The organism is Flavobacterium beibuense, assembly GCF_004151245.1.
Lineage (GTDB): Bacteria > Bacteroidota > Bacteroidia > Flavobacteriales > Flavobacteriaceae > Flavobacterium > Flavobacterium beibuense_A.
Window position 1 is genome coordinate 102,161 of sequence record NZ_JUIW01000011.1, and the last position, 16,265, is coordinate 118,425.

Here is a 16,265-nt window from a genome sequence, read left to right on the forward strand (position 1 = left end):
CAACTTGTTGATTACGAACATTTTGAACAAAAATAAAGTTACGGATTTTTTGCGGAAAAACCGCAATATACTTGGCTTTTTGGAAGAATTAACGCCTTCTTTGACCCGGTTCCTGTTTTAGCTCTTCAGCAACCTTTTCGAGTTCCGCATACCAGTCGGCACCAAACTTTCTTATCAGTGCTTCCTTTACAAATTTGTATACAGGAACCTCTAATTCTTTTCCTAAAGCACATGCCGGACTACATATATCCCAGCGATCGTAATTTACAGCCGCAAACTCGGTAAAGTCTTTTACCCTTACCGGATATAAATGGCAGGAAACCGGTTTTTTCCAGTCTACAATTCCCTGATTGTATGCCTGCTCTATACCGCACAATGCAGTTTGTCCGTCAAAAATTACATAAGCACAGTCCTTATTATCTATAAGCGGAGTTTCAAGATCACCATCGGTACCATGTACCCATGTACCCTGCGCCTCTATAGCCGCTATACCTTCTTTTCTTAAAAAGGGTTTTATCTTAGGATAAATTTCCTCAAGTATTTTTGTCTCCTCTTCATTTAGGGGAGCACCCGCATCACCGTCTACACAACAAGCCCCTTTGCATGCCGATAAATTGCATACAAATTCTTTTTCTAATATGTCTTCAGAGACAATTGTTTTTCCCAGTTGAAACATGCCGCAAAGATAGTCAAAGTTTACCCTTGTTTATCACCTAAAATGGTGCCTGAAAAATTTTAACTATATATCCCTTTATTATTAATACTTTTGTTAATTCTTAAAAACTAAGCTAAATGGGATTTGACTGGAAAGAAATGTTTACAATCAGCATGATACTTTTTGCTGTAATAGACATTATAGGTAGTGTACCAATTATAGTAGACCTGCGCGCTAAAATAGGACACATACAATCGGAAAAAGCATCTATAGTAGCTGCCGTTATAATGATTGCCTTCCTTTTTGTAGGAGAAGAAATCCTTAAACTTATAGGCATAGACGCCAGTTCGTTTGCCGTGGCAGGTTCGTTTGTACTTTTCTTCCTGGCTTTGGAAATGATACTGGGAATACGTCTCTATAAAGAGGATAACCCCAGCACCGCATCCATAGTACCTATTGCGTTCCCGCTTATAGCAGGTGCAGGAACAATGACTACCATACTTTCCCTTAGGGCAGAATATGAGAAGATAAACATTATTATAGCCATACTTATAAATGTTACGGTAGTATATGTTGTTTTAAAATCTTCCTCTAAAATAGAGAAGCTTTTAGGTGAAAACGGACTTGGCGTTATACGTAAGGTTTTTGGCGTAATCCTCTTAGCCATAGCTGTTAAATTATTTGCAGCTAATGTTAAACAATTGTTCCCTTAGTTTTATATTTAGTACTTTCACAACCTGATAATCACATATATTAATCTTTTTTTGCATCTAAGATTTAAAGAATGAAAATTTTTATTTATACACTTTTAGCTATTGCGGTAGCGCTTATAATATTTAATGCAACCCTTCTTGATTTTAGTAACCTGTTTGAAGGAAACAGCCTTGTAGCACTTATCGGTATAGTAGCTTCGCTATGTGCCGTATGCATACTTATTATCTTCAAGATTGCCAGAAGCATTGACGAAAAAACCAGATACTAAGTCGTTTTTTTATGTTTGATGTTTTAATTATTGGCGGAGGGGTTTCAGGAGTATCCTGTGCTCTTATATTAGGCTCTGCACACAACAAACCTTATGCTCAGGGCAAAAGGGTAGGGATTTTTACCCACCAGAAATCAACTGCATTACAGGACGCATTATTTAATAATGCATATGGAATACCTCAGGGAAAACTAGGCAAAGATCTTATGGCTGAAAGCCTGGAGCATCTGCACAGTGCTTATCCTGAAGTTGAGCAGATTGAAAACGAAAAAGTAATGAAAGTGGAAGGTGCAGCCGGAAACTTTATAGTTACCACTAACAAAAACACTTACCAAACCAGGATTGTGGTTATTGCTATTGGCTCTGCCAATACTTTTGCTATAGAAGGGTTAATGGATTATGTTATTCCGCACAAAAAAGCACTACCTGAAAAAAACAGGATACAGCTTAAAAACAACGATCATTTAGTTACCGAAGGTATTTATGCAGCAGGAACACTTGCAGGCTGGAGAAGCCAGTTATCTATTGCAGCAGGCAGCGGAGCATCTGTAGGAACAGATATCCTTACCTTATGGAATAACGGCATCCCGTCGCAACACCACGACAGTACACGTCCTAAACATTAATAAAAAATCAGATTTAAATTATACGGCAGAGATGAAAGAATAAGCAACATTATTCTTTCTCGTCTGTCAATACGGCTTTTACCATATTGTCTTCCTTAAGCACCATTTGGTAGTAAGCATCCTCCCCTATAAGCTGTCTTACAAATTCGGCAGCAAGGTAATGCTTCACCCTGTCTTTATGCTTTTGCAGATTAAACACAAGTCCGTTATTAGAAAGATAAGACGAAAAGGCAGTGTAATATTTATCGGTAGCAAGTACCTTATCCACGACTTCTTTCTGTGAAAGCCCTTCAAACTGCTTTCTTTCCCTATCCAGCTGTTCAAAAATGAAATAGCTCACAAAGCCCGACTGCATTACCATTGTAACGCCTTCGTCGCCATGTTTGCCTTCCATAGGCACAAACATATCCGGTATAATACCGCCGCCGCCATATACGGTACGACCTTTTAGTGTTTTGTATTTAAGGGTATCAGCTATTTTAATACTGTCGGCAGCATAAAGCTCACCACTTTCATAACGCTTGGAAAAATCATTAAAGTAAGCATCACCACCTTCGGCATAACTTCGCTGAATCGAACGCCCGGATGGTGTATAATATCTTGCCACGGTAAGTCTTACCGCAGAACCATCACCTAAAGGCATTTCGCGCTGTACAAGCCCTTTACCAAAAGAACGCCTGCCTACTATTTTACCCCTGTCGTTATCCTGTATGGCACCGGCAAGAATTTCGCTGGCAGAAGCACTGTTTTCGTTAATAAGTATATATACTTTACCTTTTTCAAAATCACCTCTTGAAGTAGCAAAAGTTAAGTCTTCACGATTCTTTTTATTCTTGGTTTTTACAATCAGTAGATCATTAGCCAATAAATCATCGGCTATACTAACTGCCATTTCAAGATATCCACCACCATTATCCCTTAAATCTATAATAAGCGAATTAGCCCCTTCATCTTTAAGATTTAACAGCGCGTCATGAAATTCATTATAGGTAGTCTCGGCAAAACGATTGATTTTTATATAACCAGTTTTATTATCTAATAAAACCGAAGCATCTACACTTTTAATAGGAACTATATCGCGGGTTACATTAACCTTGAATTTCTTATTGTCCGTTTTCCTGAATACGGTAAGCTCTATTTTGGAACCCTCTTCTCCTTTAAGTTTTGAGAACAGGCTGTCGTTAGGCAGGTTTCGCCCAAATAGTTTATCATTACCGGCAAATAAAATACGGTCGCCCGCTTTGATACCTGCCTTGTCTGACGGACCGTTTGGTACAGGCTTAATAACCGCCACAGAGTCTTTGTACATATAGAAGTTCACCCCGATACCTACAAAATCGCCCTTCATGCTTTGGGCTACCTGTTCCATGTCATTTTTGTCTATATATACCGAATGCGGATCAAGCTGTTCCAGTATGTTGTTAACCGTAAGATCTACTATAGAATCGGTATTTACATTATCCACATACTCGCTTTCTATAAAATCCATAAGCTTATTAAGCTTATTTTTATGAGACCCTGAACCAAGTAATGTACTTCCTCCCGAAGAAAAATTAAGAAAACCACCCATAAGCACTCCGGCAGCCAATGCTGAAGCAACAATAATAGGCAGGTAAATCCTGTTTACAGAACCACCTCTTTTGTTATGAGGGTACATGTCTCTTTCTTCGTTTTCCATAGTATTATGAATCTAGATCGGGAATGTGTACGACTTCAACTCCTGCTCTTATCAGGAAATCGATACCCGAATTGTCTTTATAGCCGCTTTGATAAACCACCCTTTTTATACCCGACTGATGTATAAGTTTACTGCAGTCTTTACAGGGCGACATGGTTATGTATAAGGTTGCCCCTTCACAGGATTGGGTAGAGCGCGCCACTTTTAAAATAGCATTGGCCTCAGCATGCAGTACATACCATTTAGTAAGGCCTTCTTCATCTTCACAGCAGTTTTCAAACCCCGATGGTGTACCGTTGTACCCATCGGATATTATCATCCTATCCTTTACAATAATTGCACCAACTTTCTTTCTTTCACAATAAGACAGCTGGCCCCACTCTCTGGCTATTCTTAAATAAGCCTTATCGTATTTGTTTAATTTTTTATCCTTCATCTTTAAAGCATACAGTCAAATTTAAGCTTTTTTGACCTTTTTTATGCATTATATCCTTACCAAATTCTGTTGTTAATTATCATAGGTACAACCACTCCCGCTACAAACGAACAGGTAACCAATATCCAGTCTCTTAACGAGAAACGGAAAAACGTTTGTACCGCCCATGACAGTATAAGTACTATTAGTACAATAATAACCTGTGCCACCTCTATACCTAAGGCAAACTCCATTAAAGGCAACAGTTTATCGTCGTGGTTATTTGCTACCAGCATTTTAAAATAGCTTGAAAAACCAAGCCCGTGTATAATACCGAAAAACAAAGTGGTAAAAGCAAGGAAGTTTACACTCTCCTTTTTACCCGACTTATTTGCCCTGAATATATTATACAGAGCAGTTATGAGTATTGTTACCGGAATGAGGAATTCCACAAGCCTTCCGTTTACATGGATAATATCGTATACCGAAAGTATAAGCGACATACTGTGCCCTATGGTAAACAATGTTACCAGCAACAACACATTCTTCCAGTCTTTAAATACGTATGGCACGGTTAATGCAACGATAAAAAGTATATGGTCGTATGCATAAATATCAAGCACGTGGTACAGTCCCTGCTGAAAATATAACTGAAATTCTGACATAGTAATTTTAGTGTTTGCAAGCCGTAAACTTACATCAATTTTTATAAAATACCTTACTGCAAAAACGCCATAACGGCATATTATTGCCAAAAACTTTTAAAAAAATTTTAAAGGAGATAAAATATAGGATTATATTTGCTCAAAATATATAATACATAGAGAATTATGTCAATTTCAGATTTATTTGATAGCGGCTTTAAAAACAGGAATAAAGGTCACTTTTCGGCTATTGTAAGAGTAGCTATGGAGAACGGACACCTAAGTCCTGAAGAGAAAACGTTTCTTGATAAACTTGCAAAACAGCTGGAGATTTCAGAAGATGAATATCAGGAAATAATGGCTAATCCGTTAAAGTACCCTATCAACCCTCCTTACCTGCATGTACACAGGCTAGAGCGTTTGTATGACCTGTCAAGAATGGTTTATGCTGACCATATACTTGGACCAAAACAAAAAGAAATACTTACCCGTTTTGCCCTTGCATTAGGTTTTACACCGGGTAACGTACACTACATTGTAGACAAGGCCCTTTCGCTTTTAGTTCTTAATGTAGATCTTGACACTTTCCTTTACGAAATGCAACACATGAATAAATAAAAAAAGCCCCGAAAACCGGGGCTTTTTTTTATTACTTATACTTTGCCATAAACTCCTCTGCCTTTTCCACCATATTGTAGCTTCCGCAAAAGAACGGAACACGCTGATGCAGTTCGGTTGGCTTTATTTCCATTATCCTGTTAAACCCGTCTGAAGCCTTGCCTCCGGCCTGTTCTGCTAAATAAGCCATAGGGTTGCACTCGTACAGCAGTCTCAATTTTCCTGAAGGCGCCTTAGAGCTGGTTGGGTAAATATAAATACCACCTTTAATCATATTGCGATGAATATCAGATACCAAGCTACCAATGTACCTTGATGTATAAGGCCTGTCTTCCTCTTCAGTCTGGCAGTATTTAATATAGTCTTTCACTCCCTGAGGGAAATGAACATAGTTTCCTTCATTTATTGAATAGATGTTCCCGTCTTTAGGGAACTGCATGTTAGGGTGCGAAAGGTAAAAGGTACCTATTGCAGGGTTTAAGGTAAACCCGTTTACCCCGTGCCCTGTAGTATAAACAAGCATGGTAGAGGTACCGTAAATTACATAGCCCGCAGCTACCTGGTTAACGCCCGGCTGAAGGAAATCTTCTATGGTTACAGGCGTACCTACCGGTGTTACCCTTCTGTATACCGAGAAGATCGTACCTACCGACACATTCACATCGATGTTAGATGAACCGTCAAGCGGGTCCATAAGCACCACATACTTGTTATTATTAGACTCATCTTTACCCTTAATTGTTATAAAGTCATCATTCTCTTCAGAGGCTATACCGCAAACAATTTCACGGTTTATAAGCGTCTGCATAAAAGTTTCATTAGCATAAACATCAAGCTTCTGCTGGTCTTCACCCTGTACATTCTGTTCACCAAAAGCACCTACAATATCTACCAGTCCTGCCTTATTTACCTTATAATTAACCACTTTTGCAGCTAATCGTATCGAGTTAATAAGCCTTGACAGCTCGCCCGAAGAATACTTGAATTCTTCCTGCTTTTCAATTATAAATTCCCCCAGTGTCTTGTTGCGTTCTTCCATTACTATAACGTTGTAGTTGTGTTGAGGGCACAAATATCGATATTTTTGTGATATGATAATAATTTATTATAAGATAGCTAAATAGAATGTATTTTTGCCTCAAATTTTGCTTATGGTTATCCGAAAAGGACAAAAAGAGGACATGCCTGCCGCACTGGAACTTATAAAAGAACTTGCAGTATTTGAAAAGGAACCTGATGCGGTGGTAGTAACTGTTGACGAACTGGTAAAAGATGGCTTTGGCCCTAACCCCCTGTTTAAAACCTTTGTTGCCGAAAAAGACAACGAGATTATAGGCATGGCGCTGTTTTATTACCGTTATTCTACCTGGAAAGGAAAAACCATACACCTGGAAGATCTTATCGTAAAAGAAAATCATCGCGGTACGGGTGCCGGAAGTGCGCTTTATAAAGAGGTTATAAAGTTTGCCAAGCATGAAGGTGTTCGCCGTGTGGAATGGGCGGTTTTAAACTGGAACCAGCACGCCATCGATTTTTATGAACGATCCGGAGCAACAGTTTTTCAGGACTGGCTAACAGTGCAGATGAACGAAGAAGGAATTACAAAGTTTACACTTAATTTATGAGAGTATTTAAATTTGGAGGTGCGTCGGTAAAAGATGCTGACGGCATTAAAAATGTATATGATGTTTTGCAGAAGGTAGGGCACGAAGATGTGCTTGTTGTTATTTCTGCCATGGGCAAAACCACTAATGCCATGGAGGTTGTTGTAAGGAACTATTTTGACAAGTCGGCCGAACTGAAGGCATCTATTCAGGAAGTGAAGAAGTATCATAACCAAATACTTCTTGACCTTTTTGACGACGAAAAGCATGCGGTTTTTGCTGCTGTGAATACTCTTTTTAAAGATCTTGAATATTTTCTTGAGCATAATAAATCGCCTAACTACAACTTTGTTTACGACCAGGTTGTCAGTATGGGAGAGATTATCTCTACTACCATAGTAAGCCACTACTTTAACCACAGCGGACTTAAAAACCAATGGGTAGATGTAAGGGAACTTATTAAAACAGACAACACGTACCGTGATGCGGTTGTTGACTGGGAACAGACACAACAAAACATTAAAAAAGGCATCAAAAAGAAAACCCTTAACATTACTCAGGGTTTCTTAGGGTCTGACGAAAACAGCTTTACAACCACACTGGGAAGGGAAGGATCTGACTACAGTGCCGCTATATTTGCTTACTGCCTTAATGCAGAAAGCGTAACAATATGGAAAGATGTACCGGGTGTACTTAATGCCGACCCAAGGTATTTTGAAAACACTACGCTGCTTAACCAGATTTCGTACCGTGAAGCTATTGAGCTTGCGTTTTACGGAGCTTCGGTTATTCACCCTAAAACGCTGCAACCGTTACAAAAAAAGGAAATACCTCTTTATGTAAAATCGTTTATCAACCCGTTATTACCGGGAACAAGCGTAAGCAAAGGTGCCGATTTAGAGCCGCAAACATCGTGCTTTATCGTTAAGAAAGACCAGTTGCTCATATCGCTGTCTTCCCTTGATTTCTCTTTCATTATGGAAGAAAACATTAGTGAGATTTTCAGCCTGCTGCATAAATACAAAATGAAAGTGCACCTTATCCAGAACTCTGCCATCAGTTTCTCTGTATGTGTAGATGATAAGTTTGGTAATTTTAATGAGCTTAAAACAATTCTTTCAAAGAAATTTAAAGTGACTTACAATGATGATGTATCATTATATACCATCCGCCACTTTAACGACAAATCGGCCGATGCTGTTACTAAAAACAGAGAAGTTTTAGTAAGACAGCTAAGCCGCGAAACATTACAAATCGTTACAAAAGAACTTAATTAATACAAAAAGCCCCTTTTCAGGGGCTTTTTTATTCATCATTCTTATCATCTTCTTCTTTAGGACTTTCCTTTAGTGCTATACGGGTTCTCGGAAGGCTGTCCGGATAATTCTTTTGTATAAACTCTATAAGCTTTTCCCTTACATAAACCCTCAAATCCCATGAGATGGAAGAATCCTTAGAACTCATAAGCGCCCTTATTTCCATTACCCTTTCGCGGGCATCTGTAACCTGAAGCACATTTACCTGTCCGTCCCATAAATCAGAACCTTCCAACAGCCTTGTCAGCTCTGTTCGTAATTTATCAACTTCCACCTTAAAATCGGTATAAATAAATACTGTCCCTAATATCTCAGCAGAATTGCGCGTCCAATTTTGGAAGGGTTTTTCTATAAAATAAGGTGTTGGCACCACCAGCCTGCGTTTATCCCAAATCTTTACCACCACATAGGTTAAGGTAATTTCCTCTATCCTTCCCCATTCACCTTCTACAATAACCACATCGTCCAGCCGTATGGGTTGTGTAATCGCTATCTGAATACCCGCCAATAATGTCCCTAATGCTTTTTGTGCCGAAAAACCAATAATAATACCTGCTATACCTGCCGAGGTCAGGAAACTCACCCCTATAGACCGTATGCTTTCAAAGCTCATAAGTGCCACTCCTATGGCGCATACAATAATAAGAAAGACCACCACCCTTTCCAGTATGGAGAATTGTGTATATACCCGGCGAGCGGTAAGATTATCCGACACCGAGATATCATACTTCTTTACAAAGCTTGCCTTAAGCACTTTTACAAAAATTATTAGGAACCACGTAACACTTAGTATAAACAATAGTGTCCCGATATGCGCTATTGCCTTCGAGGCTTTCTCGTTAAAAACATCACTGGCTACGCCTATTCGCAGGGCAAGCGCAGCTATAAAAAGAACCAGCGGAATTTTTATGCGATGGGCAAAATTTACAGGAAGTATGTTTTTAGGGTTTTTACCTACCTTTTTAAGAACATAAAAAACTATGGTAAAGACAATTACCAAACCTACTACACTTATTGCAATAAATTTTATGAGGTTAGTGTCAAGATTAGAAAAATTCATTGGGCGTGTATTTTTAGAAGTTGACGGATAAAGTTAGAAAAACGAGCAGGCTTATAGAATTTATTAAAGATTATATTAACATAATTACCTGAAAAACAAAAGCCAACACTTAAAGTATTGGCTTTGCACAATTAAATATTCAGAAAGCTTTAAGCTACCGGATTCATAACTTTTAGTGCCTCAGCCGGATTGGCAAGGCTTAATTTGTAAACATCTTCTGTTTGTCCGGTACGTATCTCATACCTGTTGCCTGCAATGGCATCCAGCACATCCTCTGCCACTACTGACGGAGCAATACCATTCTCCCCTCCTATTTCTTTAGAAAGCTCAGTATTAACCAGAGGAGGCATTAGTTCAAACACCTTAACCGAAGTATCTTTTAAAGCCAATCGCAACGATGTTGTATAGGAATGAAGTGCTGCTTTTGAAGCCGCATAAGTTGGCAGGTGTTGTGTTGGCACATAAGCAACTACAGACGATACATTCAATACAGCTGCCTCATTTTGTTCTTTTAGTAAGGGTAATAGTTTATCGGTAAGGCGGAGTACCGAAAAGTAATTGGTTGTCATTTCGTCCACCGCTATATCATACGACCTTGATTCCGACAGGTTATGTATAAGTGCCCTACCTGCATTATTGATCAGGATATTCAGCTCAGGAAATTCTGCTTTTATCCTTTCTGTAAGAGCATCAGCATCAGCTGCACTGGTAACATCAAACTGTATTGCGGTTACATTACCTAATTCCGCTTTTGCTTTTTCAAGCCTTGCTGCATCTCTTCCGGTAATTATCACCTTGTTGCCCTGCTGTACAAACTTTCTTGCAATTTCAAGACCTATACCGGCACTACCGCCGGTTATTAAAATGGTATTTCCTGTTGTTTTCATATATAAAGTATTTGGGATTATTAATTAAACTTTCTTAAAAATGGTACTCGCTGTATGTCCGCCAAAGCCAAAAGTGTTGTTAAGCACATAATCCACTTTAGTTTTTACAGCCTGTTGTGTAATTATATTGAGCCCCGAAGGGATTGCATTGTCTATGTTTTGTGTATTGATTGTAGGAGGGATAATATTATTTTGTATTGCCAATACACTTATAATACTTTCTATTGCGCCGGCAGCACCCAGTAAATGTCCCGTCATGGATTTTGTCGCACTTATAGCCGGAGTATGATTACCAAAAAGTGTTTTAACCGCTGTAAGTTCACTGACATCCCCTAACGGAGTAGACGTAGCATGAGTATTGATATAGTCTATCTTATCGGGTGTAAGTCCGGCATCGTTAAGAGCTTTCTGCATACCCAGCAATGCGCCTATACCATCTGCAGGGGTAGCTGTTAAATGGTAAGCATCTGCTGCCATACCGCCACCTGCCAATTCTGCATATATTTTTGCACCACGGCTAACTGCGTGGTCCCATTCCTCAAGTATAAGGGCACCGGCACCTTCACCTGCAACAAATCCGTCCCTATTACTATCAAAAGGCCTTGAGGCACCCTGCGGGTCATCATTGCGTTTGGAAAGTGCCTGAGAAGCATTAAAACCTCCTATAGAAGCAGGAGTTATGGCAGCTTCACTACCACCCGCTATCATAATATTTGCCCTGCCCAGCCTTATGGCATCATAAGCAGCAATTAACGCCGTGTTTGATGAGGCACAGGCAGAAACCGTAGCATAATTAGGTCCGTGTAAACCATTGCGTATTGAGATAACACCTGCTGCAATATCCACAATCATTTTAGGGATAAAAAACGGGTTGAAACGTGGTGTACCATCTCCTTTATGAAACTCATCCAGCTGCTCTTCAAACGTACCTATACCACCATTACCCGAAGCCCAAATAACACCTACATCAAATCGCTGCTCCTGTGTCATTGTATTAAAATCCAGGCCTGCATCCTGTATTGCCTCGTCTGTGGCAGCTATGGCATATTGGGTAAAAAGATCATATTTCTTAATTTCCTTACGTTCTATATAATCTTCAGGATTAAAACCCTTAACCTCACAGGCAAACTGCGTTTTAAACTTAGAGGCATCAAATTTTGTTATGGGTCCGGCACCACTTTTACCTGCTATTATATTCTGCCAAAACTCCGCTACCGAATTACCCAACGGGGTAATGGCACCAAGTCCTGTTACGGCTACTCTTTTCATACATTTATTTTATTTCGGTTTTTATCAGATTGGTATAGCCTCTTGCTATGAGTTTGGTATGGTCTTCATTCCATATCTCACACTGTGCATTTACAATCTGCTTTCCTTTTTTTATCACTGTAGATGTTGCTGTAATAACATCCCCTTCACGAGCCGAAGCAAAATAGTCTACAGCCAGATTTACTGTTATATGGTAATAGGGTTCGCCCATACTTATAAAAGTTGCTCCTACGGCGTCATCTATCATAGCTGCCGTTACCCCACCATGGAGTATCCCGAACGGGTTGGTCATTTCTTTTCTTACCGTATACTGAAATGTGAGACTTTCGGACTCTACAGCCACCATAACCGGATTTAACCAGTTCATAAAAGCTGATGGTGAATTCTCTACCTTTTTACCCAAAAACTGTTTCAGGAATTCTGATGCCTTTTCCATATTACTGTAAATTTTCAATTACTAATGCCGAGGCTCCTCCGCCTCCGTTACAAATTGCGGCAACACCATATTTACCGCCTTCCTGTTTAAGGACAGATAAAAGCGTTACCACTATCCTAGCCCCCGATGCGCCTATTGGGTGTCCCATAGCCACACCGCCTCCATAAACATTTATCTTATCCATATCTAGATCCAGAATTTTACTGTTTGCCAGTATCACCGCAGCGTAAGCTTCATTAATTTCATAGTAATCAATATCCTCTTTGGTAAGTCCTGCCTGTTGCAATGCTTTAGGTATAGCTATCGCCGGCGATGTGGTAAACCATTCGGGGGCTTGGGCGGCATCTGCATAACCTTTAATCTTTGCCAGTGGTTTAAGGTTATATTCCTTTATCATTTCTTCTGAAACCAGTAATAAGGCAGCAGCGCCATCATTAAGGTTACTGGCATTTGCAGCTGTAATGGTACCTCCTTCTTCAAAAACAGGTTTTAATTTGGCTACCTTTTCCGGTATAAGTTTATACACATCCTCGTCTGCCGTAATTGTCGTTCCGTTAACCGTAAGAGGAATTATTTCATTATTAAACTTACCCTGGCTAAATGCTTTTGCAGCTTTCTCGTAAGACTGTAAGGCATAAGCATCCTGATCTTCCCTTGACAGATAGTATTCCCTGGCACAAATTTCTGCCGCATTCCCCATGTGGAAACTGTTGTAAACATCAGTCAGACCATCTTTCAGTAAACCGTCTATAACTTCTGTATTGCCAAGTTTTGTGCTTTTACGCTGGGTTGTATGATGAGGAACATTGCTCATGCTCTCCATTCCGCCTGCTACAACTGCATTATCGGTTCCCAATTGTATCTGCTGGGCTCCTGTAATAACAGCCTTTAGTCCCGAAGCACAAACCTTATTTACCGTTGTGGCATCTGCCTCCACGGGCAATCCTGCAAATACTGCAGCCTGTCTTGCAGGGGACTGCCCTAAATTTGCAGAAAGCACATTTCCCATATATACAGAGTCTACCTTCTCTTTTGGAAACCCTATCTCATTCACTATACTCTCAACAGCAATCTTACCCAACTCTGTTGCAGTAAAACCCGAAAGGCTACCTAAAAACCCTCCTATTGGGGTTCTTTTTGCAGCCACTATAAATACATCTTTCATAATATTATTTCTATTTTATACCAATCGGTATATTTTGTAATAAAAAAATTTATATCGCTAATTCATCAATTATATTTTCTGCATGGTTCATAGCAGCATTAAGCGTGTTTATTTTACCTGTAACCTTAACCAGCATAACGCCACCTTCTATAAGCGCTACCAGAGTCCACCCAAAAGCAGAAGCGTCAACATCAGGCTTGATAAAGCCATTCTTTTTACCGTCATTTATAACCTTAACAATACTGTCATGCCACTTCCTTATGGCATTAACTACGTTCTCACGCAGGTCTACGTGTGTATCATCAACTTCTGTCGCCGAATTAAGTACGGGACATCCCCAACGTAATACAGGGTTATCTGTAAAGTTTGAAAAGACATTAATATATATTTTCAGCTTTTTAATAGGATCTGGTTCATTATCCCTCTTCTCCTTTATCCATTCCGATAGCAGGTCAAAATTATAATTGAAGGCAGCAATAGCCACTTCATCCTTATTTTTAAAGTTACCGTATATACTTCCTTTGGTTAATCCCGTAGCCTCGGTTATGTCAGAAAGAGAAGTTCCGGCATATCCCTTCCTGTTAAAAATGGGTGCCGTTTTTTCAATTATAAACTGTCTTGTCTTTTCTGCTTTGGTCAACATCGTGTAAAATCTAGGATACAAAATTATACCAATCGGTATTATTTACAAAATATTTTTACATCTTTTTTAATAAATGTTATAATAGCGAATCTACTTTTATTTCGTAAATTGCATAGTACATCAGCCTTTTGATGGAAAAATAATTAAAATGAAATAACCTTAAATTTCAGAATTATGCAAATACAGATAAACACAAACAACCATGTTGAAGGACATGAAAGAATGGAAACTTACTTTAGAGAAGTAATTACCAACTCCCTTAAACGTTTTGAAGACAAAGTAACCAGAATAGAAGTTCATGTAGGTGATGAGAACAGCCACAAGTCTGGCGATGCCGATAAAAAATGTACTATTGAAGCACGTATTGCCGGAATGCAGCCAGTCGCTGCCACCAATCATGCTAACACTCTTGAAAAAGCCATAGACGGTGCATTAGACAAAATCAAGAAACTGTTAGACACAACATTTGATAAAATGAAAACGCATTAAAAAATTAATGCTCTTAAATAAAAAAAGCCGCTCAGTAACTGAAGCGGCTTTTTAATTAAGTATGTAAAGTATAGTAGTTTTAGAATGCTGTACTTATAGAGAAAGAGAAACCTGTACTCTCCGGCACAAAGCGGCAAACACCGCCCACACATACAAGACCACCACGCTGCCTACCGTAGTTAACGGCAAACCTTGACGCACCCACACGGTAAGCACCACCAAAATTGTAGTAGTTATTTCTTTTCTCAGAATCATCATTACCGTAGTTAATAATATCCCATACATAGAAAGAATACTTATCGTTAAGGTTAAGTTCTACAGTACCTCCGGCCCAGTTTTTAAAATCGGCATTGGCCCACATGTGCTCACCTTCTACACGTATAGATTTTGACGGATCAAAGTTATAAGTAGCCTCGGCAGCTACAATATTAGTATGTACCTTTTCACCTCCCTGTAACCATTCTTTATTATAGAACTGGTTAACGTAATAGAAACCGGTGTGCCAGCTTTCTGAAAGCTTTTTCTTAACCTCTAAGTTAACATCTGTATAATATCTTTCACCAACACCAAAGAACTTGGTATCATATTCAGAAGGATAAAGCCTGTAAGTTCCCGGAAGATTATACCAGCTTGAAGCATTAACACCTACGTTAGTACCATATTTCCCTCCAAATAAAGTTTCGGGAGTAAAATCATAAAAAATATCAATCTGACCTCCGGTTTCACCTGCTTTCATTATTTCACCACTTTGAAAATCCACTTTAGCCTGTGCCTGATAAACATATATGTTTGCAAGGTTAGAATGATGCTGTTTAGTTAAAGCGGGTGTGAAATTAAGCACCTTATCATTAAAGTTTAAGCTTGTAGAGGTTGCGTCAACTACGGTTGGCTCCCTCTCAGAAAGGAAACTCATATTCTCCATCCTCCTAAAAGTAGCATCAACACCAAGTCCATCTGCAGAGTACCCAAGATTTAGCAAAACAGCATTTCCAGATTTAATAAAATCATTATTAATAGTGTTTTGCGCATCAAGTACGGCATCTTTCTGTTTAAAGTCATACTCTGTGGAAAGATAAAAAGACCCGTGAATAAAGTTTAGCCTACCCGCTACTGCGTTAGTAAGTTCGTCAAAATTAGGATTCGGGATATATGTCTTCTCATAGCGACCAACATAGGTAAGTCCTAGAGAAAGATCAGACTCCTCAAAAGAAAGAAGTTTGTCAAGATTAAAATCAGAATCAAATCCGTATATCTTTCCGTCAGATACATCAAAACCGGTTCTTTGCTGGCCATAAAGAGCCGTTAGCCTAACATTATCACTAGGCCTGAAAACAATCCTTCCTCCACGAAGTGCAGTATTAATACCTAAAGAACGGTCTTCCCAGGCCCTTAACAAAAGTCCGCTACCAAACTGCTCATAAAAATACCCGGCAGTAGCTTCAAACTTTTCAGTTTTATAGCTTAAATAGTAAGTACCTACATTTGTTCCCTTAAAACCGGGATTATAATTAAGCAGTGCATTAGGCTCATAGGCTTCGCCCTGTATACCTGCCGTCCATTTTTTATACTGATAATTTACATACAGGTAGTTGTTAGACCTAAACGGATCTTCAGGATGTTGCAAATTCCTTTCCTTATCATTAAGATACCATTGGGAGTTGGACTCAAAACTACCATATACTTTACCGTAATCTTTCTTTTCAGCTTCAGCATCATCCTGTGCAAATAAAGGGGCACTAAAAGATAACGGCAATAACAGCAATAATACTTTTTTCATC

The 16,265-nt window shown here is 39.2% G+C and carries 19 protein-coding genes; 7 read left to right on the forward strand and 12 right to left on the reverse strand.

Going from position 1 to position 16,265, the window contains the following annotated elements; translation table 11 throughout:
* Window positions 1-88: 88 nt before the first annotated feature.
* Entirely contained in the window at window positions 89-676 is a 588-nt protein-coding gene (locus NU09_RS15185) for a DUF3109 family protein (protein WP_129752159.1), read from the reverse strand.
* Window positions 677-792: 116 nt separating this feature from the next.
* Here NU09_RS15185 and NU09_RS15190 point away from each other — a divergent pair, with 116 nt between their 5' ends.
* The 3 genes from NU09_RS15190 to NU09_RS15200 all read left to right on the forward strand — a co-directional run bounded on the left by NU09_RS15190 (window position 793) and on the right by NU09_RS15200 (window position 2,263).
* Entirely contained in the window at window positions 793-1,368 is a 576-nt protein-coding gene (locus NU09_RS15190) for a MarC family protein (protein WP_129752160.1), read from the forward strand.
* A 71-nt stretch (window positions 1,369-1,439) separates the two neighbouring features.
* Window positions 1,440-1,637: a hypothetical protein gene (locus NU09_RS15195; protein WP_129752161.1), complete on the forward strand. Its 198-nt coding sequence runs from the start codon at window positions 1,440-1,442 to the stop codon at window positions 1,635-1,637.
* Between the two features lie 11 nt (window positions 1,638-1,648).
* On the forward strand, window positions 1,649-2,263 hold the full coding sequence (locus NU09_RS15200; RefSeq protein WP_129752162.1) for an FAD-dependent oxidoreductase: 615 nt from the start codon (window positions 1,649-1,651) through the stop codon (window positions 2,261-2,263).
* 49 nt (window positions 2,264-2,312) lie between these two features.
* On the opposite strand, the gene NU09_RS15205 is transcribed toward NU09_RS15200, so the two are convergent.
* From NU09_RS15205 to NU09_RS15215, 3 genes are read right to left on the reverse strand one after another with little or no spacing between them, the layout of a single operon-like run.
* Window positions 2,313-3,941: a S41 family peptidase gene (locus NU09_RS15205; RefSeq protein ID WP_410501060.1), complete on the reverse strand. Its 1,629-nt coding sequence runs from the start codon at window positions 3,939-3,941 to the stop codon at window positions 2,313-2,315.
* Between the two features lie 4 nt (window positions 3,942-3,945).
* Window positions 3,946-4,377, reverse strand: coding sequence for a deoxycytidylate deaminase (locus tag NU09_RS15210; RefSeq protein WP_129752163.1), 432 nt, complete (start codon window positions 4,375-4,377; stop codon window positions 3,946-3,948).
* Between the two features lie 56 nt (window positions 4,378-4,433).
* The gene (locus NU09_RS15215) at window positions 4,434-5,021 is read right to left on the reverse strand and encodes a HupE/UreJ family protein (protein ID WP_129752164.1); all 588 of its coding nucleotides are present in this window, start codon (window positions 5,019-5,021) and stop codon (window positions 4,434-4,436) included.
* Between the two features lie 165 nt (window positions 5,022-5,186).
* Between NU09_RS15215 and NU09_RS15220 the strand changes: the two genes are divergently transcribed.
* The gene (locus NU09_RS15220; protein WP_129752165.1) at window positions 5,187-5,618 is read left to right on the forward strand and encodes a TerB family tellurite resistance protein; all 432 of its coding nucleotides are present in this window, start codon (window positions 5,187-5,189) and stop codon (window positions 5,616-5,618) included.
* A 31-nt stretch (window positions 5,619-5,649) separates the two neighbouring features.
* On the opposite strand, the gene fbp is transcribed toward NU09_RS15220, so the two are convergent.
* Window positions 5,650-6,657: a class 1 fructose-bisphosphatase gene (fbp, locus tag NU09_RS15225; protein ID WP_129752166.1), complete on the reverse strand. Its 1,008-nt coding sequence runs from the start codon at window positions 6,655-6,657 to the stop codon at window positions 5,650-5,652.
* A gap of 112 nt (window positions 6,658-6,769) precedes the next feature.
* Between fbp and NU09_RS15230 the strand changes: the two genes are divergently transcribed.
* Together NU09_RS15230 and NU09_RS15235 are read left to right on the forward strand one after the other, a co-directional pair.
* Window positions 6,770-7,243: a GNAT family N-acetyltransferase gene (locus NU09_RS15230; RefSeq protein ID WP_129752167.1), complete on the forward strand. Its 474-nt coding sequence runs from the start codon at window positions 6,770-6,772 to the stop codon at window positions 7,241-7,243.
* Complete coding sequence (locus NU09_RS15235) at window positions 7,240-8,499, forward strand: aspartate kinase (protein ID WP_129752168.1); 1,260 nt, start codon at window positions 7,240-7,242, stop codon at window positions 8,497-8,499. Before NU09_RS15230 ends, NU09_RS15235 begins: the two co-directional genes overlap by 4 nt.
* Window positions 8,500-8,527: 28 nt before the next feature.
* On the opposite strand, the gene NU09_RS15240 is transcribed toward NU09_RS15235, so the two are convergent.
* From NU09_RS15240 to NU09_RS15265, 6 genes are all read right to left on the reverse strand, one after another.
* Window positions 8,528-9,598, reverse strand: coding sequence for a mechanosensitive ion channel family protein (locus NU09_RS15240; RefSeq protein WP_129752169.1), 1,071 nt, complete (start codon window positions 9,596-9,598; stop codon window positions 8,528-8,530).
* A 149-nt stretch (window positions 9,599-9,747) separates the two neighbouring features.
* A complete protein-coding gene (locus tag NU09_RS15245) occupies window positions 9,748-10,485 on the reverse strand; it encodes an SDR family oxidoreductase (RefSeq protein ID WP_129752170.1) in 738 nt (245 codons plus the stop codon).
* A 24-nt stretch (window positions 10,486-10,509) separates the two neighbouring features.
* Window positions 10,510-11,754, reverse strand: a complete 1,245-nt coding sequence (gene fabF, locus NU09_RS15250; RefSeq protein ID WP_129752171.1) for a beta-ketoacyl-ACP synthase II — start codon at window positions 11,752-11,754, stop codon at window positions 10,510-10,512.
* Window positions 11,755-11,758: 4 nt separating this feature from the next.
* On the reverse strand, window positions 11,759-12,190 hold the full coding sequence (locus NU09_RS15255; RefSeq protein WP_129752172.1) for a PaaI family thioesterase: 432 nt from the start codon (window positions 12,188-12,190) through the stop codon (window positions 11,759-11,761).
* A 1-nt stretch (window position 12,191) separates the two neighbouring features.
* Window positions 12,192-13,355 (reverse strand): acetyl-CoA C-acyltransferase, encoded by a 1,164-nt coding sequence (locus tag NU09_RS15260; RefSeq protein ID WP_129752173.1) that lies wholly within the window; start codon window positions 13,353-13,355, stop codon window positions 12,192-12,194.
* A gap of 49 nt (window positions 13,356-13,404) precedes the next feature.
* Window positions 13,405-13,998: a TetR/AcrR family transcriptional regulator gene (locus NU09_RS15265; protein WP_242501889.1), complete on the reverse strand. Its 594-nt coding sequence runs from the start codon at window positions 13,996-13,998 to the stop codon at window positions 13,405-13,407.
* Window positions 13,999-14,172: 174 nt separating this feature from the next.
* On the opposite strand from NU09_RS15265, the gene NU09_RS15270 reads away from it, so the two are divergent.
* A complete protein-coding gene (locus NU09_RS15270; protein WP_129752174.1) occupies window positions 14,173-14,487 on the forward strand; it encodes an HPF/RaiA family ribosome-associated protein in 315 nt (104 codons plus the stop codon).
* 79 nt (window positions 14,488-14,566) lie between these two features.
* On the opposite strand, the gene NU09_RS15275 is transcribed toward NU09_RS15270, so the two are convergent.
* Window positions 14,567-16,264: a DUF6029 family protein gene (locus NU09_RS15275; RefSeq protein WP_129752175.1), complete on the reverse strand. Its 1,698-nt coding sequence runs from the start codon at window positions 16,262-16,264 to the stop codon at window positions 14,567-14,569.
* Window position 16,265: the final 1 nt, after the last annotated feature.